At 63.2% G+C, this 21,882-nt stretch carries 18 protein-coding genes, 1 pseudogene and 1 other annotated feature; of the genes and pseudogenes, 6 read left to right on the forward strand and 13 right to left on the reverse strand.

Annotated features, from left to right (window positions below):
* Positions 1-92: 92 nt before the first annotated feature.
* The 6 genes and pseudogenes from ACOJSJ_RS04530 to ACOJSJ_RS04555 form a co-directional block, all read right to left on the reverse strand.
* A pseudogene (locus ACOJSJ_RS04530) lies at positions 93-1,028 on the reverse strand (IS3 family transposase); the annotation flags it as partial.
* Positions 638-752: a sequence feature (AL1L pseudoknot), on the reverse strand. (Overlaps the previous pseudogene by 115 nt.)
* Positions 1,029-1,043: 15 nt before the next feature.
* Positions 1,044-1,520 (reverse strand): Arm DNA-binding domain-containing protein, encoded by a 477-nt coding sequence (locus ACOJSJ_RS04535; protein ID WP_420143800.1) that lies wholly within the window; start codon positions 1,518-1,520, stop codon positions 1,044-1,046.
* A 224-nt stretch (positions 1,521-1,744) separates the two neighbouring features.
* Entirely contained in the window at positions 1,745-2,005 is a 261-nt protein-coding gene (locus ACOJSJ_RS04540; protein ID WP_420143801.1) for a DUF1294 domain-containing protein, read from the reverse strand.
* 14 nt (positions 2,006-2,019) lie between these two features.
* Complete coding sequence (locus ACOJSJ_RS04545) at positions 2,020-4,032, reverse strand: TonB-dependent receptor (RefSeq protein ID WP_420143802.1); 2,013 nt, start codon at positions 4,030-4,032, stop codon at positions 2,020-2,022.
* Between the two features lie 108 nt (positions 4,033-4,140).
* Positions 4,141-5,547, reverse strand: coding sequence for a porin (locus tag ACOJSJ_RS04550; RefSeq protein ID WP_420143803.1), 1,407 nt, complete (start codon positions 5,545-5,547; stop codon positions 4,141-4,143).
* Between the two features lie 137 nt (positions 5,548-5,684).
* Entirely contained in the window at positions 5,685-6,641 is a 957-nt protein-coding gene (locus ACOJSJ_RS04555; RefSeq protein ID WP_420143804.1) for a PQQ-dependent catabolism-associated beta-propeller protein, read from the reverse strand.
* Between the two features lie 160 nt (positions 6,642-6,801).
* Here ACOJSJ_RS04555 and pedF point away from each other — a divergent pair, with 160 nt between their 5' ends.
* From pedF to ACOJSJ_RS04575, 4 genes are all read left to right on the forward strand, one after another.
* Positions 6,802-7,221 carry a cytochrome c-550 PedF gene (pedF, locus tag ACOJSJ_RS04560; RefSeq protein ID WP_420143805.1) on the forward strand — a complete coding sequence of 140 codons (420 nt, stop codon included), beginning with the start codon at positions 6,802-6,804 and terminating at the stop codon, positions 7,219-7,221.
* Positions 7,222-7,226: 5 nt separating this feature from the next.
* The gene (locus tag ACOJSJ_RS04565; RefSeq protein ID WP_420143806.1) at positions 7,227-8,084 is read left to right on the forward strand and encodes a substrate-binding periplasmic protein; all 858 of its coding nucleotides are present in this window, start codon (positions 7,227-7,229) and stop codon (positions 8,082-8,084) included.
* A gap of 93 nt (positions 8,085-8,177) precedes the next feature.
* Entirely contained in the window at positions 8,178-9,926 is a 1,749-nt protein-coding gene (locus ACOJSJ_RS04570) for a methanol/ethanol family PQQ-dependent dehydrogenase (RefSeq protein ID WP_420143807.1), read from the forward strand.
* A gap of 80 nt (positions 9,927-10,006) precedes the next feature.
* Entirely contained in the window at positions 10,007-10,789 is a 783-nt protein-coding gene (locus tag ACOJSJ_RS04575) for a response regulator (protein WP_420143895.1), read from the forward strand.
* A gap of 30 nt (positions 10,790-10,819) precedes the next feature.
* Here ACOJSJ_RS04575 and ACOJSJ_RS04580 read toward each other — a convergent pair whose 3' ends face one another.
* From ACOJSJ_RS04580 to ACOJSJ_RS04605, 6 genes are all read right to left on the reverse strand, one after another.
* Positions 10,820-13,042, reverse strand: a complete 2,223-nt coding sequence (locus ACOJSJ_RS04580; RefSeq protein WP_420143808.1) for a NahK/ErcS family hybrid sensor histidine kinase/response regulator — start codon at positions 13,040-13,042, stop codon at positions 10,820-10,822.
* The gene (locus tag ACOJSJ_RS04585; RefSeq protein WP_420143809.1) at positions 13,039-14,181 is read right to left on the reverse strand and encodes an FIST N-terminal domain-containing protein; all 1,143 of its coding nucleotides are present in this window, start codon (positions 14,179-14,181) and stop codon (positions 13,039-13,041) included. The genes ACOJSJ_RS04580 and ACOJSJ_RS04585 overlap by 4 nt, the downstream gene beginning before the upstream one ends.
* A gap of 84 nt (positions 14,182-14,265) precedes the next feature.
* Positions 14,266-14,679, reverse strand: coding sequence for a DUF779 domain-containing protein (locus ACOJSJ_RS04590; protein ID WP_420143810.1), 414 nt, complete (start codon positions 14,677-14,679; stop codon positions 14,266-14,268).
* 140 nt (positions 14,680-14,819) lie between these two features.
* The gene (gene adh, locus ACOJSJ_RS04595; RefSeq protein ID WP_420143811.1) at positions 14,820-16,340 is read right to left on the reverse strand and encodes an aldehyde dehydrogenase; all 1,521 of its coding nucleotides are present in this window, start codon (positions 16,338-16,340) and stop codon (positions 14,820-14,822) included.
* 33 nt (positions 16,341-16,373) lie between these two features.
* Positions 16,374-16,823, reverse strand: a complete 450-nt coding sequence (locus ACOJSJ_RS04600; RefSeq protein WP_420143812.1) for a pseudoazurin — start codon at positions 16,821-16,823, stop codon at positions 16,374-16,376.
* Positions 16,824-16,913: 90 nt separating this feature from the next.
* Complete coding sequence (locus tag ACOJSJ_RS04605) at positions 16,914-17,456, reverse strand: rhodanese-like domain-containing protein (RefSeq protein ID WP_420143813.1); 543 nt, start codon at positions 17,454-17,456, stop codon at positions 16,914-16,916.
* Between the two features lie 83 nt (positions 17,457-17,539).
* On the opposite strand from ACOJSJ_RS04605, the gene ACOJSJ_RS04610 reads away from it, so the two are divergent.
* Together ACOJSJ_RS04610 and ACOJSJ_RS04615 are read left to right on the forward strand one after the other, a co-directional pair.
* Positions 17,540-18,346 carry a quinoprotein dehydrogenase-associated SoxYZ-like carrier gene (locus ACOJSJ_RS04610; protein ID WP_420143814.1) on the forward strand — a complete coding sequence of 269 codons (807 nt, stop codon included), beginning with the start codon at positions 17,540-17,542 and terminating at the stop codon, positions 18,344-18,346.
* Positions 18,343-19,290 carry a quinoprotein relay system zinc metallohydrolase 1 gene (locus ACOJSJ_RS04615; RefSeq protein ID WP_420143815.1) on the forward strand — a complete coding sequence of 316 codons (948 nt, stop codon included), beginning with the start codon at positions 18,343-18,345 and terminating at the stop codon, positions 19,288-19,290. Before ACOJSJ_RS04610 ends, ACOJSJ_RS04615 begins: the two co-directional genes overlap by 4 nt.
* A 154-nt stretch (positions 19,291-19,444) precedes the next feature.
* Here the strand turns inward: ACOJSJ_RS04615 and ACOJSJ_RS04620 are convergent, their stop codons facing one another.
* Positions 19,445-21,772 carry a TonB-dependent receptor gene (locus ACOJSJ_RS04620; protein ID WP_420143816.1) on the reverse strand — a complete coding sequence of 776 codons (2,328 nt, stop codon included), beginning with the start codon at positions 21,770-21,772 and terminating at the stop codon, positions 19,445-19,447.
* Positions 21,773-21,882: the final 110 nt, after the last annotated feature.

Below are 21,882 nucleotides of genomic sequence, written 5' to 3' on the forward strand. Positions count from 1 at the left end.
GTGGGCCTTGAAGCCGTGCATAGCCCGCTTGCCCTTGTGCTTTACCCAGCGCGCATCGTCATCACCCTCACTGGCGGACCCGATGATGGTGGCATCGACACGTATTGCGATCCGCGGTCGCTGTGATGGATGAGACCACCCGATGGACAGGGCGTCGTTCGTGGATAGTCTGCTCCAGTGCGTCCAGCACGAAGCTGGCGTGGGCAGTCCTGCTGACGCGCCAGCCCACGATATAGCGGGCGTAGAGGTCGATCACGAAGGCGACATGGACAAAACCCGCCCACGTCGCGACATAGGTGAAGTCCGACACCCAAAACATGTTGGGCGCCGGAGCATGGAACTGCCGGTTGACGTGATCGAGCGGGCAAGGCGCAGCCTTGTTGCTGATCGTGGTTCGCACAGGCTTGCCACGGATTACCCCCTGCAAACCCAGATCGCGCATCAGCCGCTCGATGGTGCATCGGGCCACAGCAAAGCCCTCGCGGTTCATCTGCCGCCAGACCTTGCGCACACCGTAAACGCCGAAATTCTCGGCAAAGACGCGCATGACCTCGGGCTTCAAATCCTGATCGCGCCGGGCACGATCTGACAGCCGCCCCGGATACCGCCGCTGTGCGACACGCTCATGGTAGGTGGATGGGGCAATCGGCAACCCCGCAAATCGGCTCGACCCCATATTCCGCCCGATGCTCGTCTATGAAAGCCGTCATCGTTCGAACGGGCGGTCGATTTCCGCCTGGACAAAATATGCGCTCGCCTTACGCAGTATCTCGTTGGCTTGGCGCAGTTCGCGGTTCTCGCGTTCCAGCGCCTTCAGGCGGTCCGCCATCTCGGTGGGCACGCCAGTACGCTTGCCACTGTCCACCTCGGCCTTCTTTACCCACTCATTCAATGTGTGCGCCGAGCACCCGATCTTCTCGGCGATGGAAATCATTGCAGCGGGAAGGATGTTCAGCTTCGTGATCCAGCACCATGCGCACCGCCCGTGCGCGAACCTCAGGTGCAAACTTGTTCGTCGTTTTGTTCATATCGGCTCCACTTACTCAGAAGTTGGAGCCTCCGGCAAACCCGGGCGGTTCAGTATGTCTTTCTATCCGGCTTCGATCCATGCGGAGCGTTGATGCTTTTATCGGACGACGACGACTCCCGAGTAGTCTGCCATTTTCAGCTTCTTGTAGATACCAATCCCAGATCTCGCCAACCGTTGGAGCGGAGCGCGCATTTCCTCTCTCCACCACGGGGTCGCCGCCTTTTGCGATCTCGCCAAGCTTAATTCGCGCCTCGGAGCGAGCTTGCTCGACAGTGAGTACGCCGTACCGACCAAGAACGATTCTTCGGCTCTGACCGTCAGCATCCCGATACTGTAGTACGAACGCTTTAAGGCCAGATGGAAGAGCCCTTACGCCGAACCCGCGCAGCTCGGCATCCCAAAGATACTTTTGGCCAGTCTCGGGAAGGTAAACTATCCACCTTGGTTTTGGTGAGCTTAGACATAGGTTTCTCCTCGATCTTGCTGACAATAGCGCACCGTACCGATTTTGTCAGCAAAATGTCAGCAAATCTGAGAAAGCGGTGGGGTATACTAGGGAAGAGAAGCGAAACAACCGAGGCATTAAATACTTATTTAACAGTACTATATCGTTCTTTGGCGTACGCTGGCGAGTGTTGGCGCTTATCTTGGTAAGGCTGAGGTCGGGAGTTCAATCCTCCCCGGCAGCACCATTTCTCCCCGGACAATTGACAATCAGAACGTCGCCCACATGGCGATGGCCAGCCCCTGCATCATGGTGATCAGCCATAGCAGCGTCGAAAAAGGCTGTTTGCGCGTCTTGTGGCGGAAAATATGACGGCCCAGAAAAGCGCCTGCGGTTCCGCCCGCCAGCGCCCAGGACAGCAGCGTGCGTTCGGACAGGCGGCGCATCCCCGATCGGGCGCGCCGCTTGTCGATGCCAAACGCGGCGAAGGCGATCAGGTTGGTCAGCAACAGCGCCGTTGCAATCACCATCGCCCGAATCGCCATTATCCCCCGAAGCTGACGCCGATCCACAATGTACGCGGCGTGCCCAGATCCATCGATCCCCCGGCATTGCGGGTGACGACCATTTCATCGAACAGATTTTCGCCCCGCGCCACCAGGCTGACGCCATGGCCGATGGGCAACCGGGCGACGGCATCCACGGTCAGCGCATCGCGCAGAACGTCGCTTTGCAGGTCATCCTCATATTGCTTGCCCACATAACGCAGCGTGGTCGACAGCGTCGGTCCCTGCGCCGGGCTGTAGGCGACAGTCGTGCTGGCGGCGTGGCGCGGGCTTTGTGCCGGGCGCAAGCCGTCGAACGCGTCGCCGGGCGCGCGGACGCTGCTGTGGCTATAGGCATAGGATGCAGACAGCCGCATGACGCCCAGCGCCGCCGAAGCGGTCAGTTCGACCCCCTTTGCGACGATCCGGTCGACATTCTGGCGCTGGCGGATGTTGGTGCCGACGGTGACGTTGGCGATGGCATCGTCCAGCCGGTTGTAAAATGCGGTGGCTGATAATGTGATCCCTTCGGCCGGGGTCAGGTCGATGCCCGCTTCTGCACCCCTCAGCTTTTCCGGGTTCAGCGCGGCATTGGCCTGCGTCGTGATCGGAAAGACGACGAAGGGGCGGTATAGTTCATTGAGCGTAGGCAGGCGGAACCCGCTATAGGCCGATGCCCGCAGCGCGATCGCGCCGCTCGCCTGATAAAGCGTGCCGATCCGCCCGGACAATTCCCAGTCCGACCGGTCGGCAAAATCATTGCCCGTCGCCGCACCGGTCGCGGCATTGACCTGATCGTAGAATCCGTTGCGGATGGACCAGCGATCGGCCCGCGCGCCACCGGTCAGGATCAGCTTGCCCAGCGTCCAGTCATCTTCCGCGAAAAAGCCCGTCGTCCATTGATCGCCCCCGGCATGGCGCAGGAATGTGCGCGGATTGGCGGCGATATTGGCATTATAGGCGTCTTCATACATGTCGCCGGTGGCAAATCGCGTATCGACCCCCAGCCGCAACATATGCGCGTCGCCGACGGGCGGCCGTATCTCTATCTTGCCGCCAATCCCGGTGGACGGCGTGTTGCGCTGGTCCAGCGATTTGCGGAACGTCGTCGAAGACATGACGATATTGGCGAAATTGCGCGCCTGAATATAGGCGATGGCATCCACCTGCCACGCGCCGCGGTTGATATAGCGGATGCTGGCGTCCTGCCCCTGGCTCATGTTGTCGGCGCCTGCAAAACGCAGCGTGCGGTTATCCTCGAACAGCGTCGCGCGGAATTGCAGTTCCGACGTCGCGGAAAGCGGCGCGACCGCGCGCAGATTGGTGGACCAGCCGTCATAGGCGGCCGGCACGGTGGCGGCGACACGCTGATCCTTCGGCGTGGTGTGGAAACCATCGCCCCGGTCCCAGCGGCCCGACAGCGAAACATAGCCGCCGCCCAGATCCTGCGTCAGGCCTGCCGACACTTCCGTGGCGTCCCGGCTGCCGTAAAAGGCGCTGGCGGTAAAATCGGGCAGCTGGTCGCGGGTGGCGCTCGCCAGTTCGATCGTGCCCGCCACCGCGCCCGAACCAAAGGCGCCGATGCCGCCGCCGCGCGTCACCCGCACCACGGACAGCCGTTCAGGCGCCAGTGCGCTGAACGGGATATAGCCGAAAAAGGGATCAGCCACCGGTACCCCGTCCAGCAGGATCAGCGTGCGGCTGGATGCATTACCGCCCAGCGCGCGCAATGTCGCGCCCTGATTGGACGGATTGGATGACCGGCTGTCCGACCGGCGGAACTGCTGGAACCCGGCGACGTCGCCCAATATATTCTCGATGCGTCCCGGCGCGTTGTCGAGCAGCCTCTGTCGATCGATCACCACCGATCCATAGGCCGGGGTGCCCGGCGGCAGGGCCAGTCCCGCGCCGGTTACGATGATTTGCGAATCCGTGGGCATTTCGTCAGGCGTCTGAGCCAGCGCAACGGTCGGCGCACAGAATAATATGGCAGGCAGAATCATGGACTTCATGGCGATCCTCTCTTTGACCCTGTCCGCATTTTTCATAGGCTTTGCAAACGGAAAGGGGCCGCACCCTTTCTAGGATGCGGCCCCCGCCCCGTGACATTGTTCCTTCGGTCAGAAAAACAGAATGGCGCCCGCTGCGATCGCGTCCGACGTCGCCTTGTTGCCGTTATGCGCCTGCGACCGGGTGTTGATATATTCGCCCAGCAACGTCACCCAGCTGTTGAGGCCATAACGGACCTGTCCGACCCAACTGCTGTTCTTGTCCACCAGCGTCGGATTGGCCAGCGCGTCGGCGCTATTGGCGTAATCGAGATTGCTTTGCCCATAGCTGCCGCCAAAGGAAATCTTGCCGAACGTCGCCAGTCCCTGAAGGTAGAAGCCGTGGCTGTCGCGCTTGTTGCCCAAGCCGTCGGTATCGAACAGGTTGAGCGCGGTGGTGCCAAGGCCCGATGCGTCATAATAGGTGCCAACGACGGTGACGGGGCCAAGGCTGACCTTCGCGCCCGCATCCCATCCCCATCCGGTATAGTCCGGCCCGGCGATGACATCATGCTTCTGCGAAATCCCCGATACCCAGATGCGCGTGCCGACGTCGCCCAGCTTACCGTCATAGACGAACTTGGCCTGGAAACCGGGCTGCTTGTTCGATTCGGCGGGACCGGTGAGTGACGACAGCGGCTCGAATATGCCGACGCTGGCGGTGAAGCCGCTGAAGCTGGGCGTCGTATAGGTGATCTGCGGCTGGAAATCGGTGTAGATATAGCCGGTGCCGATCCGGCCCAGCGTCGTATTGGACGGGGCGACATTGCCCGCCGGCGTGCCCGATGACAGCAGCGTGATGTCATTCAGGATCGCTTCGGACGCGAACAGGCCGATGTCGCGGCCAATCTTCACCTCGCCAAAACCGGCGCGGCCGAAGGTCAGATAAGTCTGGCGGAAATCGATGCCCGCGGTTTGCAGCGCGCGGGGATTGCCCGCGCCATTGGCGCCGCCGCCTGCCGAATAATCGACCGAATTGATGCCCGGATACATGCCGAAATGCGCGCCGACATCCCATCCGTCCAGACTGGTGGACGCCTCCACCTTCAGGAAGCCGGGGAGCAGGCCGTTGCGTACCGCCGAACTGTTGCCCCCTACGGTTGCCACGCCGCCCGTGACGGCTTTGCCGGGACCGGGCGTATCGCCATTGTCATGGACGTAGAAGCCGTTGACCGACCCGGAAAATTTGAGGGTCACATCGCCGATCTGCAGGCCGACGCCGCTGTCCGTCATGCGGACATAGCCCGCGCCGCCCGACGCATCGGGCGTGACGGCAGGCGCCGGGGCCGCCGCTGCGGGGGCCTGCGGCGTTTCGGTTGCCTGCCCCTTCAGCAATTCCTGATATTCGTCGTCGGTCAGGATGCCTTTTTCATGCAGTCGCTTCAGCAGGTCGGCGGTGGTGCCTGCCATGGCTGGCGCTGTCGTGGCGGCGAGCATCAACGCTCCAGCCGCGCTCATCAGGCGCAACGTCCCCTTCATGTCATCCTCCCTTTATGCACCGGCTTCTGCCCGGCTGGGACGCAGATTGCTGCGGAAAAGGGGGGGGGAGAAATTGGACTTAGGTTCTCGTCCTTTCGGACAGGCCTTTCGGACAGGCCTTTTGCACAGGGATGTGATCAGGGGGCGGCGACCACGCCCCACGGCGCTGCGCCGACCGCGATCGTGCGGGTCACCGCGCCATTGGCCAAGTCGATCACCGATATATTGTCCGAAAGACCATTGGCGGCATAGGCATGGGCGCCATCCGCGCTGATCGCGACATGCCACACGCGCTTGCCCACGGGCACATAGGCACGCACCTTGCGCGTCGCGACATCGACCAGCGCGACATGATCGGCCCGCCCCAAAGCGATCACCGCCGTCTTTCCGTCCGGCGTGAAGCGAATGCCGCAGGGCAGGATGCGATGATCGGGAATACCGGGAATGGCAAAGTGCAGCGTATCGCTGACGGATCGGCTGGCGACGTCGATGATCTGGACCGTGCCGCCCACTTCGGCGGCGACCCACAGCTGCTTTCCGTCAGCGGTGAATTCGACATGACGCGGGCGCAGGTCGACGGGGGTTTCGGCGACCATCGTCCGGCTCGCCATATCGATCCAGTTGACGACATTGTCCTCTTCGGACGTTACGACGACCCACTGGCTGTCGGGGCTTTGCGCGACGCCTTCGGGTTCGCCGCCGACATCGACCTGCCAGGCGACCGTTCGGCTGGCAAGGTCGATGGCGGTCAGGGCGGCGTCGTCTTCATTGGCGACGAACAGGCTCTGGCCGTCGCGCGACAGGAAAAACTGTTCCGGGTCTTGCCCCGATGGCAGTTCCGCGACCACCTTTCCCGTCGCCCGGTCGATCATCTGCACCGCATGGTCCAGACTGGCGCACAAATAGATATGGCGGCCATCCTTCGACAGGGTGATGCCGCGCGGTCGTCCGCCGACATTCCACGTCGCCGTCACCGTACCGGATGCGGTGTCGATCACGCTGACGCTGTTGCCCCGTTCGTTGGAGACATAGAGGGTTTCGGCCCGCGCACCGGCAGGCATCAACATCAGCCCGGCAATGATGATGCGCTTCATAAGGCCCTGTCCTCTCCATCCCGTTTTCTCGTTCCAACGGTCTATCCGCAGCCGCCGGGCGACGGGATTGTACCAATGGCCAATGGGGGCGCGGTGCGCGCTTGCCTACACTTGGACGCATCAGGGGAAAAACGACCGGGTGAGGATAGAAATGAAAAACATGGGTAGGGTCGCGCTGCTGGTCGCCATGGCAACGCTGGGCATGACGGCGACGAGCGCACTGATGGCGCATGGCGATGTCGTGCCGCAGGCAGTGGATACGTCCGCATTGCCGGACATTGGCGAAGAATGGCTGGAAAAAAATCCCTATAGCGGCAACGCCAAGGCGATCGAGATCGGCCAGTCCGCCTATGGCCAGAATTGTGCGCGCTGCCACGGGCTGGACGCGGAAAGCGGCGGCATCGCGCCGGATCTGCGCTATCTGGAACAGGGCGAAACCGGTGACCAGTGGTTTGCCGAACGGTTCCGCCACGGCTCCAGCCATGACGGCAAGGTCTATATGCCGCCGTTCGGCGATGTGCTGGGCCAGAAAGCCGGCTGGGCGATCCGCGCCTGGCTCGAAACCAAGCACGAAGGCTGATCGCCATGCTCTCGCGGCGGGGGCTGATCGGCGGGGCGGGGGCGGCGCTGGCTCTGGGGCTGATGCCCCATGGCCTGAACGCCGCGCCACTGGCAAAGGTCAAGGCGCTCGGCACGATCCGGGTGGTCGTCTATCAGAATAACCGACCATGGTCCTGGGAAGAGGGCGGCAAGCTGATCGGCCTTGATGCCGATCTGGCGCATGCCATCGCGGCGAAACTGGAAGTGCGCGCCGATGTCGCGCAACTGGTGGCGGATGAAAGTGCGGACGACGATCTGCGCAACGGCGTGTGGAAAGGCGGGCTGCTGGGCTTCACGCCGGGTGACATCATGCTCCATGTGCCGTTCGACCGGACTTTTGCCGCGCGCAACGATCAGGTCGCGATCGTTGCGCCCTATTATCGCGAAAGCTTTGGGCTGGCGGGTGGCGATGGCATGGCGGTCGAGGCGATGCCGACCGAATGGCGGGGACGCAGGCTGGCAGTCGAACTGGACAGCATCCCCGATTTTTACCTGATCGGCAGCTTCGGCGGCGTGCTGGCGAAGGACGTCACCCATTATCCCAGCGGATCGGACGCGGTGGCCGCGACCATGGCAGGGCAGGCGGACGCCGTCCTCGCCAGCCGCGCGCAGATAGAGGAAGGCGCGCATCGATCCGGTGGCCGGACGCTGGCGCTGCGGCAGGGGCCATTGCCCGCTTTCGCCTCGTCCGGCTGGGACATCGGCATGGCAGTCAAGGAAAACAGCCGCACGCTGGGCGATGCGGTGGAAGAGATTGTCGCCGCCATGGGGACCAGTGGCGAAATGAAGGCGCTGTTCGGGCGCTACGGGGTCGCATGGACCCCGGCCAAAGCGGCCGGGTGACGGGCGACCCAAGGTCCAATTGCCGCTTTGTCGGGGTGGCATAGTCTGCACGCAAACGGGCGTGGAATGTCCGTTTCATTAGGGAGGATGGTTATGAAAGGACCGATGATGCGGGCGCTGTCGGGCGTTGCCGCACTGTCGCTGGCGGTCGCTGCTGCGCCGCTGATCGCGCAAGGGCCGCAGGGGCCGAATGATGCTGATCTGATGAACGACGCGGCGTCGACGGGGGATGTGCTGACCTATGGCATGGGACCGCAGGCGCATCGTTTCAGCGCGCTTAAGGCGATCGACAGCAGCAATGTGTCCAAACTGGTGCCGGCATTCGCCGCGTCGCTGGGCGGTGAAAAACAGCGCGGGCAGGAAGCACAGCCGATCGTCTATGACGGCACCATCTATGTCACGGGCAGCTATTCGCGCGTCTTCGCGTTCGACGCCCGCACGGGTGAGGAAAAATGGCAATATGACGCCCGTCTGCCCGACGGCATCATGCCCTGTTGCGACGTCGTCAATCGCGGTGCGGCCATCTATGGCGACAAGATCATTTTCGCGACGCTCGATGCGCGGCTTGTCGCGCTCAACCGCAATACCGGCAAGGTGATCTGGAACAAGCAGATCGCCGACTACAAGGAAGGCTATAGCGCGACCGCCGCACCCCTGATCGTCAAGGGCATGGTCATCACCGGCAATTCCGGCGGCGAATTCGGCGTCGTCGGCGCGGTGGAGGCGCGCGACGTCAATACCGGCGAACTCGTCTGGCACCGCCCGGTGATCGAAGGCCATATGGGCACGCTCAAGGGCAAGGATAACGGCATTACCGGCAAGACGAACGCGACATGGCCGGGCGACCTGTGGAAAAGCGGCGGCGGCGCCACATGGCTGGGCGGCACGTACGACCCGGAAACCAATCTGCTCTTCTTTGGCACCGGCAATCCAGCGCCGTGGAACAGCCATCTGCGTCCCGGCGACAATCTCTACACCAGTTCCACGCTGGCGATCGATCCGGACACCGGCGTCATCAAATGGCATTTCCAGACCACGCCGCATGACGGCTGGGATTTCGACGGGGTGAATGAATTCATTCCCTTCGACGCGACTATCAACGGCAAGCCGATGAAGCTGGGCGCGAAGGCCGATCGAAATGGGTATTTCTTCATTCTCGACCGCACCAACGGAAAGTTCCTAGGCGCGCACAAGTTCGTCATGCAGACGACATGGGCCAATGGTTTCAACAAAAATGGCAGGCCCAATTATATTGCCGAAGGTCGTCCCCCCGCGCCCGGCGAAGGCAAGGGCAAGCCGGTCTTCGCATCGCCCAGTTTCCTGGGTGGCAAAAACTGGATGCCCATGGCCTATAGCCAGGACACGGGCCTGTTCTACATTCCATCGAACGACTGGGGCATGGACATCTGGAACGAACCGATCGCCTATAAAAAGGGCGCGGCCTATCTGGGCGCGGGCTTCACCATCAAACCGATTGCGGATGATCATATCGGCGCGCTGCGCGCCATGGACCCCAAGACCGGAAAGATCGTGTGGGAATATAAGAACAAGGCGCCTTTGTGGGGCGGCGTCCTGACCACCGGCGGCAATCTCGTCTTTACCGGCACGCCCGAAGGTTATCTCAAGGCCTTCGATGCCAAGACCGGGCAGGAGCTTTGGAAATTCCAGACCGGTTCCGGCGTAGTGGGCAGCCCCGTCACCTGGGAACAGGATGGCGAACAATATGTGGCGGTGATGTCCGGCTGGGGCGGGGCGGTGCCGCTGTGGGGCGGCGAAGTTGCCAAATCGTTCAAGGACATCAATCAGGGCGGCGCGCTCTGGGTGTTCAAACTCGCCAAATGAACCTGCGCATCCCCGATCGGTCTCCGTCGAAGGTCGGATAGCGGATGGGTCGGCGATGCGACCAGCAAAGGATGACTGAAATGATCGTCATGGGACGCGGACATCATGCGCAATCGGCCCCGGCTTTCCCGCCCGGCGCATTGCGCCTCTCCGCGTCCCATGGCTTGACCGAACATCGTGGGCAGGGGCATGATATGGGGCATTATATGGGCGGGGAAGCGATCATGGAACGGGTGCTGATCATCGACGATCATCCCCTTGTGCGCGACGGTTTGCGCAGCGTGATCGCGATCAGTTTCGACAATATCGAAATTTTCGAGGCGGCCAGTCTGGAAGAAGCCGTCGCGACGCTGGAAAAGCAGGATAATTTCGACTTGATCCTGCTTGACCTCAACATTCCGGACGTACGTCGGTTGGATGGCCTGAAGCTGCTGCGCGATCGGTTCCCGATCCTGCCGGTCGTCATGGTATCGGGCGCGTTCGACCGGGCCATCGTGCAGGAAGCGCTGGCCGCCGGAGCCGCGGGCTTCATCCCCAAATCGCTGAAGCGCAGCGCCATTGTGGAGGCGCTGCATCGCGTGGTTTCAGGGGAAATCTACCTGCCCGAAACCATGGGCGAAGGATCGGCGCCATCCGCTGAGGAAGATGACATCGTCCGCCGGATCGACAGCCTGACCCCGCAGCAGAAGACCGTGCTCGGCCATCTGGTCAACGGTCGGCTGAACAAGCAGATCGCGCATGATCTGGGCGTGTCGATGACCACGATCAAGGCGCATGTGTCGGCGATATTGCAGAAGCTGGGCGTGCTCAGCCGGACGCAGGCCGTGATCAAGGCGAACCGGGTGCATTTCGGTTCCGACTGACGCGAACCGCCACCTTTCCGGGCGGCGGTCCTATTTCAGCATCGTCCGCAACAATGCGCGCAATTGTGCGGGCTTCACCGGCTTGTTGAGCAACGGCGTACCACCCGCATCCAGCCGCGCTTTCAGTTCCTTGCCCCGATCCGCCGAAATCATCACGGCCGGAACGGGCAGCGCAAAATGCGCGCGCAGGCGATCGAGCGTGACATCCCCGGTTTCGCCATCGTTCAGATGATAGTCGATCAGCACGATGTCCGGCGCGCCGCCGGGTTCGAACAGGGCGATGGCATCTTCATATCCGCCCGCCGTCAGCACGCTGCAGCCCCAGCCGCCCAGCAATGTCCGCATGCCCGTCTGGATCGCGCGTTCATTGTCGATCACCAATATGTTCAGCCCGCGCATGCTTCGGTCGCGCGTCACGCTGTCTGGCCCCTTGTCCGGGCTGGCCGCGGCTTCACCGGCTGGCAATTCGATGGCAAAGGTCGATCCGCGACCCGGCGTCGATTCCAGCGTCAGGCGATGGCCGAGCATGTCGCTCGCCCTTTTGACGATGGCAAGGCCCAACCCCTTGCCACCCGCGCGGGTATCGAATCGGCGAAACTCTTCGAACACCAGCGCCTGCTTGTCTGCGGCGATGCCCGGTCCGGTGTCGGTCACGCTGACGCGGATGGTCTGCGCGTCGGCTGCGCAATCGACCCGCACCGATCCCTGCTGCGTATAGCGCAACGCATTGGACAGGAAATTCTGGAGAATGCGGCGAACCAGACGAATGTCCGACCGCACCCACAGGGCATCGCTGGCCATGTCTAGCGTCAGGCCCGATGCCCGCGCCAGCGGAGCAAATTCGACCCGCAATGTGCCAAGCAGCATATCCAGCCTGAAATCGCTGATCTCCGGCTGGATCGCCCCCGCGTCCAGACGGCTGATTTCCAGCAGCGCCTCCAGCAGATCCTCCACCGAATCGAGCGCGGTCGATGTCTGGTTGACCAGCGCGCGTGTCGGCAGCGCCAGCCGCCGGTCCCCCAGCGCCGCAACGAACAGGCGTGCAGCATTGAGCGGCTGGAGCAGATCGTGGCTCGCCGCCGCCAGAAAGCTGGTCTTGGACAGATTGGCTTTTTCCGCGGCCGTCTTTGCATCGCGCAACTGGCTTTCGATCTCGCGGCGCTCGGCAACTTCGGCGCGCAATTCGGTGGTGCGATCGGCCACCCGCCGTTCCAGCGTTTCGGCGGTTTCCTGCAACGTCGCCTGCGCGCGCAACATGTCGGTCACTTCGGTAAAGCCGATGACCTGACCGCCCCGGTCCAGCGTCGTGCTGCGCAGTTCGAAATGGCGATGCCCCGCCGCAACCAGAGCCTGGACGGGATCGCCCGGCCGGTCGCCGCGCCAGTCGAGGCAGCCCCGGTCGTCCATGGCCATGCGGTCGCGGCACCAGTGGAGCAGGGCGGCATGATCGGCCCCGTCCTGTATCCAGTCGTCGGGCAGGCCCAGCAGATGTTGCAGGGCGTCATTCCAGGCGGCGATCCGTCCCTGCGCATCAAACAGGCACACGCCTTCCGACAGATTGTCGAGCGTGGATTGCAGGGTCAGATTGCGTTCGGCCAGTTCCAGCGCCCGGTTGCGCGCGTCTTCCGCCTTTACCTCCGTAATGTCGGTGTAGATGCCGACGATCCCGCCTTCGCTGGTGCGCAGTTCGTTGATCTGTATCCAGCGACCATCGGCCAGCGCCTGAACGTGGCCGCCATCCGCGACGCTGTGCCGCGCCAGCCGGTCCGAAACCCAGCGATCAGGGGCCAGCGCCGCGCCTAACGGGCGCCGATGCGCCGCCGCCAGCCGGGCGACATCCTCGAACAATAATCCTTCGCGCACCTGATCGGCGATTTCCGGCCAGAACCCCAGATAAGCGTCGTTGAACAGGACCAGCCGATCCTCCGCATCGAACAGGACGAAACCTTCGTTGATGGACGCGATTGCATCGCGCAGCCGCACCTGCGCAGCATCGGCGCTGGCATGAGCCTGCGCCAGATCGGCATTGGCGGTCGCCAGCCGACCCAGCGCGTCCTCCAGTTCCGTCGTCCGTTCCCGCACCATGGCTTCCAGCGTGATGGCCGTTTCGAACATGGAAAATGCGCTTCCGGCCATGTCGCTCGACCGTTCGACCCGATCAATCAGCGCGGCGTTAATCTTGCGCAATTTACGGTTTTCTTCCCGCAGTTGCGCCAGTTCGGCGTCGACAGGCGGGGCGGCGACCCTGGTCATCGCCCGATCGCAACACCGCTGAAGGTCTGGTTGACGTGCAGCGCGTGATATTGTTCGCCATAGGTGTTGAAACCGATCACGCGGTGTCGACCATAGAGTTCGGATACGGCGCGGGTCATCTGTCGTTGTTCCGCATCGATCCGGTTCAACACGCAATCGAACGCTATGATGCGATCGACCGATCCCACATGGGCTGCGATGTCGCTGAACATCGCCTCCATTCCCGCAATGCGATCGATGGGTTCACCCACGGTCAGCACGATGCCTTCGTCGATCGCGCAATAGAATGTCAGGCTGCCGTCGGCGTTGGCGCTCTGGATCGACCGGACATGATAGTCGCCGCCCGCCCGCACCATGGGCGGATGGGCAGCATAGAAGGCAAGGCTGAGTTCTTCCCCCGCATGGCCTGCCAGCCGCAGATATTCGGCCGCCGCCGGCTCCGCGTTGATTTCGGTGACGATGCGGTCCTGCGGAATGGCGCCGGTCACGACCATCTTGGCCGCGCCGGGGCGATAATGCTGCGCCTTGAACACATGGATCGGGCGCGGGGTGGACAGAATCGCGATGACGGCGGCCCGACGATGAAAGCGCCCGCCTTCGAAAATGGCGGTTTCGCGGAAAGCCAGGCCATCGCCGGACGATCCGCCGATCAGCGGAATGTCGCCCAGTGCATCCTGCATCGTCATGGTCAGCAATTCTTCGCGATGGGACAGGCCGTCGACCAGAAACAGCGCGACATGATTGACCGATGATCCCAGATGGCGGCTGTCGCGTTCGGCGATGGCGGCCAGCGCACGAATATCCTCCCGCGCGGACACCGGGTCGAACGCGTCGATGTCATCGAAAATATGGGACGTCAGGTGAAAGGCGTCGGCCGGAAAACCGATGACGCTCAAACTGTCTTCGTCATAACCCGCGTCGGTCAGTTCGCCCGAACTGGTGCAGCCGATCGCGACGACATGTTCGCTGTGGCGGTTGACGGCGCGCGCCAGTGCATCGCGATCGAAGCGGTGGGAGCAGAATAGCAGCATGCCCGCCAGCGGCACGTCGCCCAATTGTCGCGCGACATCCGCCATCGCCTGTGCCGGGTCGTGCGAATGGCTCGACGCAAAGCCGATTTCCGATGCCAGCATGGTCATGTCTCTCTCCCCCCACGGCCCCGTTCAATGGTCCCCTTTTTTAGGGATTATGCACCGTTCTGCGTCATGTTGTCATCCGGGGATTTATGCCGTCTGGCCGACAAGGGCATCGCCTGTTGGCGGATCGCCCGCCGCTTCCAGCAGGGCATTTTCATCATCGTCGAATATGCGGGACCGCACGATGAAGCGCACGCCTTCGGGGCTTTCCAGCGACATGCCCGCTCCCCGTCCCGGCACGACGTCGATCGTCACCTGCGTATGGCGCCAATATTCGAACTGCGCCGCACCGATCCACACCGGTATGTCGTCCCCGATATGGCCCATCAATATGTCCTGCCCGCCGACCTTGAACTCGCCGCGGGGAAAGCACATCGGGGCCGACCCGTCGCAGCAGCCGCCGGACTGGTGGAACATCAGCGGACCATGCCGGGCCGTCAGCTTCTGCATCAGCGCTTCGGCGTCCTGCGTGGCCAATATGCGTGGGGGAAGTGCCGTCATCCTGTCCTCCTGATTTATAGGGTTATGTCGTCGTCGTCCGTCCAAAATGACGGTGCGGCGGGCACCGGGGAAGGGTGCCCGCCGCCGTCGAAGGCTGTGGTGGAGAGGGAGATCGCCTTCGACTGAGCCGTTACCCGCTTTTAGAAAAAGCCCAGCGCCTTAGGGCTGTAACTGACCAGCAGATTCTTGGTCTGCTGATAATGGTCCAGCATCATCTTGTGCGTTTCGCGGCCGATGCCGGACTGTTTGTAACCGCCAAAGGCCGCATGGGCCGGATAGGCATGATAGCAGTTGGTCCATACCCGGCCCGCCTGAATGCCGCGACCCATGCGATAGGCACGGCTGCCATCGCGGGTCCACACGCCCGCGCCTAGGCCGTAAAGCGTGTCATTGGCGATGGCGAGCGCGTCGGCTTCGTCCTTGAAGGTCGTGACCGACAGGACCGGGCCAAAGATTTCCTCCTGAAAGATCCGCATCTTGTTATGCCCCTTCAGCACGGTCGGGGCCACATAATAACCTTCACCCAACTCGCCATCCAGCGTCGCGCGTTCGCCCCCGGTCAGCAATTCGGCGCCTTCATTCAGGCCGATTTCGATATAGGACAGGATTTTTTCCAGCTGGTCGTTCGACGCCTGCGCACCGATCATCGTCGACGGGTCCAGCGGACTGCCCTGCCTGATCGCCTTCACCCGCGCGATGGCGCGTTCGATGAACTTTTCGTAGATCGATTCCTGAATGAGCGCGCGGCTGGGACAGGTGCAGATTTCCCCCTGATTGAGCGCGAACATCGCAAACCCTTCAAGGCATTTGTCGAAATAATCGTCATCGGCATCCATGACGTCTTCAAAGAAGATGTTGGGCGATTTGCCGCCCAGTTCCAGCGTGACCGGGATCAGATTTTCCGACGCATATTGCATGATCAGGCGGCCGGTGGTGGTTTCGCCGGTGAAGGCGATCTTGGAAATCCGCTTGTTGCTGGCGAGCGGCTTGCCCGCTTCCACGCCGAAGCCGTTGACCACGTTCAGCACGCCTGCGGGCAGCAGATCGCCGATGATTTCCATCAGCACCAATATGGACATGGGCGTCTGTTCGGCGGGTTTCAAGACGACGCAGTTCCCCGCCGCCAGCGCGGGCGCCAGTTTCCATACCGCCATCAGGATGGGGAAGTTCCAGGGGATGATCTGTCCCACGACGCCCAGCGGTTCATGGAAATGATAGGCGATCGTGTCATGGTCGATTTCGCTGATCGACCCTTCCTGCGCGCGGACGCAGCCCGCGAAATAACGGAAATGGTCGATGGCCAGCGGAATGTCGGCATGGGTGGTTTCGCGGATCGGCTTTCCGTTGTCGATCGTTTCGGCCATGGCGATCAGGTCCAGATTGGCCTCCATCCGGTCGGCCATCTTCAGAAGAATGTTCGATCGTTCCGTGGGCGACGTCCGCGCCCAGCCGTCCTTCGCCTTGTGCGCGGCGTCCAGCGCCAGTTCGATGTCGCCCGCGGTGCCGCGCGCCACCTTGCACACGACCTGTCCGGTGACGGGCGAGATATTGTCGAAATATTCGCCCTGAGCGGGGGCGACCCACTGGCCGCCGATATAATTGTCATACTGATCGCGGATCAGCTTCGTGCCCGCGAAACGCGCCATTGCCTGCTGCAACATCGTCCTACTCCCGATATGATATGTCAGAATGAATTATTTCACCTTTGCCAGCGCGGCGGTCATGCGCTTTGCGGCGAAGGGGGGCAGTTTCACGGCCTTGGCGGTGGCGACGTCGGCGGGCGTCACGGCGCCCACCTGCACCAGCGCGACCATGCCCATCGAATAATGGGGCATGCATTTGATGCCATACAGGCCCGGTTTGCTGACGGTCAGCACCGCTTCCTTGTTCATGCCGCCCTTCATCGGCGTGGCGCCGGCGGGCAGCATATTGGCCATGGTTTCGGCATTATGGCTGGCATCGGTCGGCTTGAAACGGATCGTGTCACCGGGCGCGGCCTTCACATAGCCGGGTTCGAACACCATGGCCCCGTCCGCGCCCTGATTCTTCATGTGGACGACGATGTCCTTCGCGGCGGCGGGCAGCGATAGGGTGAGGGCGGCTGCGGCGGTCAGAAGGCAGGCCGTTATGCGCAGATCAGTCAAGTCACTCTCCATGGAATCGAACGGCTTTGCATGCCGGATCGTAGGGAAGAGTGCGGCCGACGGGGCTTTGCGCACAATTGACCTTTGGTCCTATGGGGCGACCCCGCCTTCGGGACGGACGGGGGACAGCGGGCGGTTGCGGTCGGTCCAGCCTTCCACCCCCTCGGCCAGCCACCAGACATTGCGATAGCCGTGTGCGCGCAGCCGTTTCGCCGCATTCCAGCCCATCCAGCAATCGACCTTGCAGAACAGGATCAGCATCCGGTCACGCCTGCCGCCCGTCAGGCCGGCGATGCCGTCAAGGAACCATTCGCCGATGCCGGGGGGCGGGACGCCGCGTCCGGCTTCGGGAAACCAGTGGGCGTCGGGGATGGAATCATGAGGTGTGGCGAGCTTCCACCTGCCATCGCTCTGTCGATGGCCGCCTTCGGCCGGGAGCACATCGATGAACAGAGCGTCGCGGCCGGGACGCAGTTGTGCGGCGGCGTCCGGCGCGATGCGGCCCACGCCATCCGGCGGCTGATGCACCGGCGCGCGATAATGGGCGATGCGATACCCGTCGCCATCGAACAGCGCATCCTGCGCGGTGGCGGGGGACGCAGCCAGCAACAGGGCGATCAGGATCAGGCGCATGTCGTTCCTTCTAAGGTGGCGACCCAAGGGCCAATGGTAACCGACCGCGCAGGAGAATAGACCCCGTCCCAAGGGAGAAGGATATGCAAAGGCAGACGGGCCTTTGGGTTGCCATCGCACTTGTGCCGGTTCTGGCTCTGGTCGCGGCTGATGCCGGGGCGGCGGCACCCCCCGATCCATTGGGGTCGCCGATGTGGGATGCCCATGCCCGCACCCTGTTCGGCGACGATCCGGTGCGCTTCGATCCGCGCGTGAAGGTCGATTTCCCCATGATCGCCGAAAATCAGCGCGCCTTCCCGGTGGCGGTCGACGCGCGGGCCATCCCCGACGTCCGGCGCATGGTGATATTGGTCGACCTCAACCCCATTCCGATCGCCATCGATTATCGCCCGGTCCATGCCGCGCCCTATGTGGCGACCCGCATCAAGTTGGACCAGCGTACGCCGGTGCGGGGGGCGGTGCAGCTGGCCGACGGCCAGTGGCTGGTATCGGGCGGCTGGGTCGATGCGGCGGGGGGCGGCTGTTCCGCGCCGCCGGTCAGCCGGGTCAGGGGCGACTGGGCCGACCATCTGGGCGAAATCAGGGGGGAAGCCTGGCCGATGCGGGATGGCGTCAGTCGCATAAGGCTGGGTTTTCGCCATCCGATGGACACCGGCCTGGTCGACAATATCGCCACCTATCATCTGGAATCGCTGGTGGTGAAGGCGGGGGAGCAGGTGCTGGGCGACATGGAGATATGGGCGGCCGTGGCCGAAGATCCGGCCATCACGCTGATGGTCGACGGCAAAGCCGGTCAGGGGTTTCAGGTCGAGGCGCGGGACAGCAACGGTCGCGATTATCGCGCGACGCTGAACATGGCGCGACAGTCGCCGATGCCGGGTGGACGATGATCCTGTCGCGGCGGTGCCTGATGGCCGGCATGGCGGCGTTGGCGGTCCATCCGGCCGTGGCCGCGGATTATGCGATCGCGCCGGAAGCGATCGGCGATGGCATCTGGCTGGTTCGCGGCGCGGATGCCCCGATCGCGGCGGACAATGGCGGGGCGATTGCCAATATCGCGATCATCGCGACCCCTGCGGGCACCGTGTTTTGGGAATGCGGGCCATCGATCCGCTATGCCCGCGCATTGCGGCAGGTGGCGGAACAGCTGACCGGTAAACCCGTCATCCGGGTCTATGTCAGCCATCTGCATCCCGATCATGGCATGGGACTGGCGGCGTTCGACCCGGCCATCGTCGCGGCGCTGCCCGGCACGATCGATGCGCTGCGGGCGGAGGGGCAGGGCTATGCCGATGGCATGTATCGTCTGCTGGGCGACTGGATGCGCGGCACGGACCTGATGCTGCCGGCCAAGGCCATAAGGCAGGATGCGGAAGATTTCGGCGGGCGGACGCTGCGCCTGATCGCCCTGTCGGGGCATAGCGGGGCGGATCTGGCCCTGATCGACGCGCAGACCGGCCTGCTGCTGGGGGGCGACCTGCTGTTCCACGACCGCGCGCCCAGTACGCCGACGGCCGATCTGGCGGCGTGGCGGGACAGCCTGAACCGGTTGGAGTCCTTGCCGCACAAGGGCGCGGTGCCGGGGCATGGCCCGTTCGACCCCGGCGGCACGGCGGCGATCGATCAGACGCGCGACTGGATCGACTGGCTGGAGCAGGCGCTGACCGCTGCCGTTCAGGGCGGGCTGGACATGGTGGAAGCGGGCGAAATCGCCATTCCCGACCGTTTCGCCAGCATGGCGGCGGCGCGTTATGAATTGCAGCGCAGCGTGTCGCATCTGTATCCGGGGCTGGAAACGAAGCTGTTGCCGCGGGTGGACGGGGCGGAGCGATGACGACGACTTCGCTGTAACGCGACAGCGAAGTTGACAATCATGACTTTTTTGCACGTTTCAAGTCGCTGTTAAATCACGACTTTTGCCATCGGGATTATGCCATCCGGTCGCTATTGTTAATTTTATCGTTTAAAATCAAATATTTGCAAGAAATTCAAAAACGCCCCTTTATGCCCATTTGCCAGCGACGCGGCGCGCCGGGGCCATAAGCGCGGGGGTTGGAAGCGCCGGGGGCTTCGTCCAGTTCGATCTCACCCACTTCGCTGAACGTGCCGAATGTGCCGTAACGGCGATCGAACGCATTGGCGAGCGTGCCGAACAGGCTGACGCCGCGAAACAGGTCGATGCTGGCGCGCAGGTTCACCACGGCATAGCGGCCCAGCTTCGCTTCATCATTGCCTTCGTCGCCGACCAGATATTGGCTGGCGCGCGCCAGCATGTCGCCGCCGACCGACCAGCCTTTTCCGGCATAATCGAGGCTCAGGGTCGCGCTGTGGCGGGGGATGCCGGGCAGATGGTCGCCGCGTTCGACGGCGATCAGGCCATCATCGTCGGCGGAAGGGTTGGCCGGGCTGGAAAGGCTGAGCGGCGCGCGATAGGTGGCGTCGGTAAAGGCGTAGCTGAGGCCGGCGGTGAACCCGCCCCGGCTGGCGCGCAGCGTCGCTTCCACCCCCTGCCGCCGGGTCATGCCGATATTGCGGAAATAGGCGCGGCCCCGGATTTCCGATGCCACATACTGGATGTCGTTGCGATTGTCGGTGCGATAGGCGGACAAAAGCCATTCGATGGCGATACCGCCCGTTTCCACCCGACCCTTTGCGCCCGCTTCCCAGCTTTTGGCGACGACCTGCTTCAACGGCGGATCGGCGATGAAGAAATTGGTGAGGCTGCATGGTGCATTTTCATCGGCGCAGGACAGTTCAGCCGGTGTGGGCACGCGATTGCTCTGCGCATAGCCCGCGCGCAGGCTGAACGCGTCGGACAGGGCATAGTCGAACTCTATACCGGGATTGACCCGGTTGAAACGATGCCTGCCGTTGAGGGCGGTGCCGATCTGATCCTGCATCAGGATGCGCGCATGATTGTAGCGCAGCGCCATTTCGGCCGACAGGCGCGATGTGATGGGCAGGCGGTCCTGCACGAAGACGCCCCAATAATCGGTATGGGCGACAAGGCCCACCGGCGCGATCGCCCCATCATCCTGTACGATGATGGGGCCAAGGCCATCGACGCTGCGATCGTCGGTCAGCGCGCCGAGTTCGGTCGATGTATCGAAACGCGTACGGCTGCTGTCGTAGCTGAAGCCCAGCGCGAAGATATTGTCACCCGCGCCCAGCGTGCGGCGATCGACCAGCTGCACCAGCGCCCCCATGGCGCGTGTGCGGGTGCGGCCACGGTTCAATACGCCATAGCCTTCGCCGCCCAGCTGATCGGCGATGAGGTTGCCGTCTGCGTCGGTCAGGACGGCCTGTTCCTCATCATCGTCGGCCCCCACCGTTTCGAGGCAGACGAAGCCTGCATCATCGTCATCCTCGCACCCTTCAATGTCGGCCGCGTCGCCATTGACGGTGCGCAGGGTCAGTTTCTGGGCATAGAGCGTGCCTTCGATCCGGGTCGTGTCGGACAGCGCGACCCAGGGGTGCAGGCTGACCCGGCCATAGCGGCTGGCGCTGTTGTCGGGCCATGTGAAGACGGCGCGCCGATCGGCGGCGAGCAGGTCGACAGGCGACACGCCGTTGCCGGTCAGGTCGGTATCGGCGCCGATGACCTTCAGATGCAGGCCGCCGGTCGCTGTGTCGAAACCGACATCGGCATAGCCATTATAGAGGGTGGAGGGCGAATGATCGCGCCAGCCACCGTCGTGTATATATTGGAAGGCGCCGAATGCGCTCCAGTTGCGCCATGCCGCGCCGCCCGCCACGCTGGCCTGCGTCATGCCGAACCGGCCGTGCGACAGGCTGGCTTCCAGGCCGGGGTCGCTGAGGCCGGTTTTGGTGTCCAGCGTCAGCGCGCCGCCCAGCGCATTGAGACCATAGACCGCGCTCTTGTCCAGCAGGTTGACGCTGCGGATCGCGGCCTGCGGCAACAGGTCGAACTGCACCGTGTCGCCAAAGGGCTGGTTGAAGCGCGCGCCGTCCAGATAGACGGCGATGCCCTGCGACTGGCCCTGAAGCGGGGAGGCGGTGAAGCCGCGATAGACCAGATTGGGCTGCCACGGGTTGTTCTGTGCATCCTGAAGGGTGACGCCCGCGAAATTGCGGGTCAGCGCGCCGAGGAAATCGGGGCCGCCGTTCCGTGTGATGTCGGCTGCGGTCAGCGTCAGCGCGTCATCGACATCGACCGCACCACCCGGCGCGGTGACGATGATGGGCTGGCGAAGGGGATCGGTCGCATCGGGCGCCTGCGCCCATGCCGCGCCCCATACCGCGCTCTGTGCCAGCGCCATGGCGCTGCCCGCCAGCAGCGTCGCCCAAATCCGCATTCCCGCCTCTCCCCTGTCCTTCTTTTGCGGAAGGCTAGGGGGGCGGGTGGCGGCGCTCCATTATACCTTGGGTCGGGATGGCGCCGCCATGCCCCATGCGCCGGGCGGCG

The sequence above is a fragment of the Sphingobium sp. genome (assembly GCF_048594625.1).
Lineage (GTDB): Bacteria > Pseudomonadota > Alphaproteobacteria > Sphingomonadales > Sphingomonadaceae > Sphingobium.

Excerpts from the sequence above, each read along its gene's own strand:
- ACOJSJ_RS04540 (WP_420143801.1), bottom strand. The coding sequence starts at position 2,005 with ATGGTGATTGCAACGGCGCTGTTGCTGACCAACCTGATCGCCTTCGCC.
- ACOJSJ_RS04545 (WP_420143802.1), bottom strand. The coding sequence starts at position 4,032 with ATGAAGTCCATGATTCTGCCTGCCATATTATTCTGTGCGCCGACCGTT.
- ACOJSJ_RS04550 (WP_420143803.1), bottom strand. The coding sequence starts at position 5,547 with ATGAAGGGGACGTTGCGCCTGATGAGCGCGGCTGGAGCGTTGATGCTC.
- ACOJSJ_RS04555 (WP_420143804.1), bottom strand. The coding sequence starts at position 6,641 with ATGAAGCGCATCATCATTGCCGGGCTGATGTTGATGCCTGCCGGTGCG.
- pedF (WP_420143805.1), top strand. The coding sequence starts at position 6,802 with ATGGGTAGGGTCGCGCTGCTGGTCGCCATGGCAACGCTGGGCATGACG.
- ACOJSJ_RS04565 (WP_420143806.1), top strand. The coding sequence starts at position 7,227 with ATGCTCTCGCGGCGGGGGCTGATCGGCGGGGCGGGGGCGGCGCTGGCT.
- ACOJSJ_RS04570 (WP_420143807.1), top strand. The coding sequence starts at position 8,178 with ATGAAAGGACCGATGATGCGGGCGCTGTCGGGCGTTGCCGCACTGTCG.
- ACOJSJ_RS04575 (WP_420143895.1), top strand. The coding sequence starts at position 10,007 with ATGATCGTCATGGGACGCGGACATCATGCGCAATCGGCCCCGGCTTTC.
- ACOJSJ_RS04580 (WP_420143808.1), bottom strand. The coding sequence starts at position 13,042 with ATGACCAGGGTCGCCGCCCCGCCTGTCGACGCCGAACTGGCGCAACTG.
- ACOJSJ_RS04585 (WP_420143809.1), bottom strand. The coding sequence starts at position 14,181 with ATGACCATGCTGGCATCGGAAATCGGCTTTGCGTCGAGCCATTCGCAC.
- ACOJSJ_RS04590 (WP_420143810.1), bottom strand. The coding sequence starts at position 14,679 with ATGACGGCACTTCCCCCACGCATATTGGCCACGCAGGACGCCGAAGCG.
- adh (WP_420143811.1), bottom strand. The coding sequence starts at position 16,340 with ATGTTGCAGCAGGCAATGGCGCGTTTCGCGGGCACGAAGCTGATCCGC.
- ACOJSJ_RS04605 (WP_420143813.1), bottom strand. The coding sequence starts at position 17,456 with ATGCGCCTGATCCTGATCGCCCTGTTGCTGGCTGCGTCCCCCGCCACC.
- ACOJSJ_RS04610 (WP_420143814.1), top strand. The coding sequence starts at position 17,540 with ATGCAAAGGCAGACGGGCCTTTGGGTTGCCATCGCACTTGTGCCGGTT.
- ACOJSJ_RS04615 (WP_420143815.1), top strand. The coding sequence starts at position 18,343 with ATGATCCTGTCGCGGCGGTGCCTGATGGCCGGCATGGCGGCGTTGGCG.
- ACOJSJ_RS04620 (WP_420143816.1), bottom strand. The coding sequence starts at position 21,772 with ATGCGGATTTGGGCGACGCTGCTGGCGGGCAGCGCCATGGCGCTGGCA.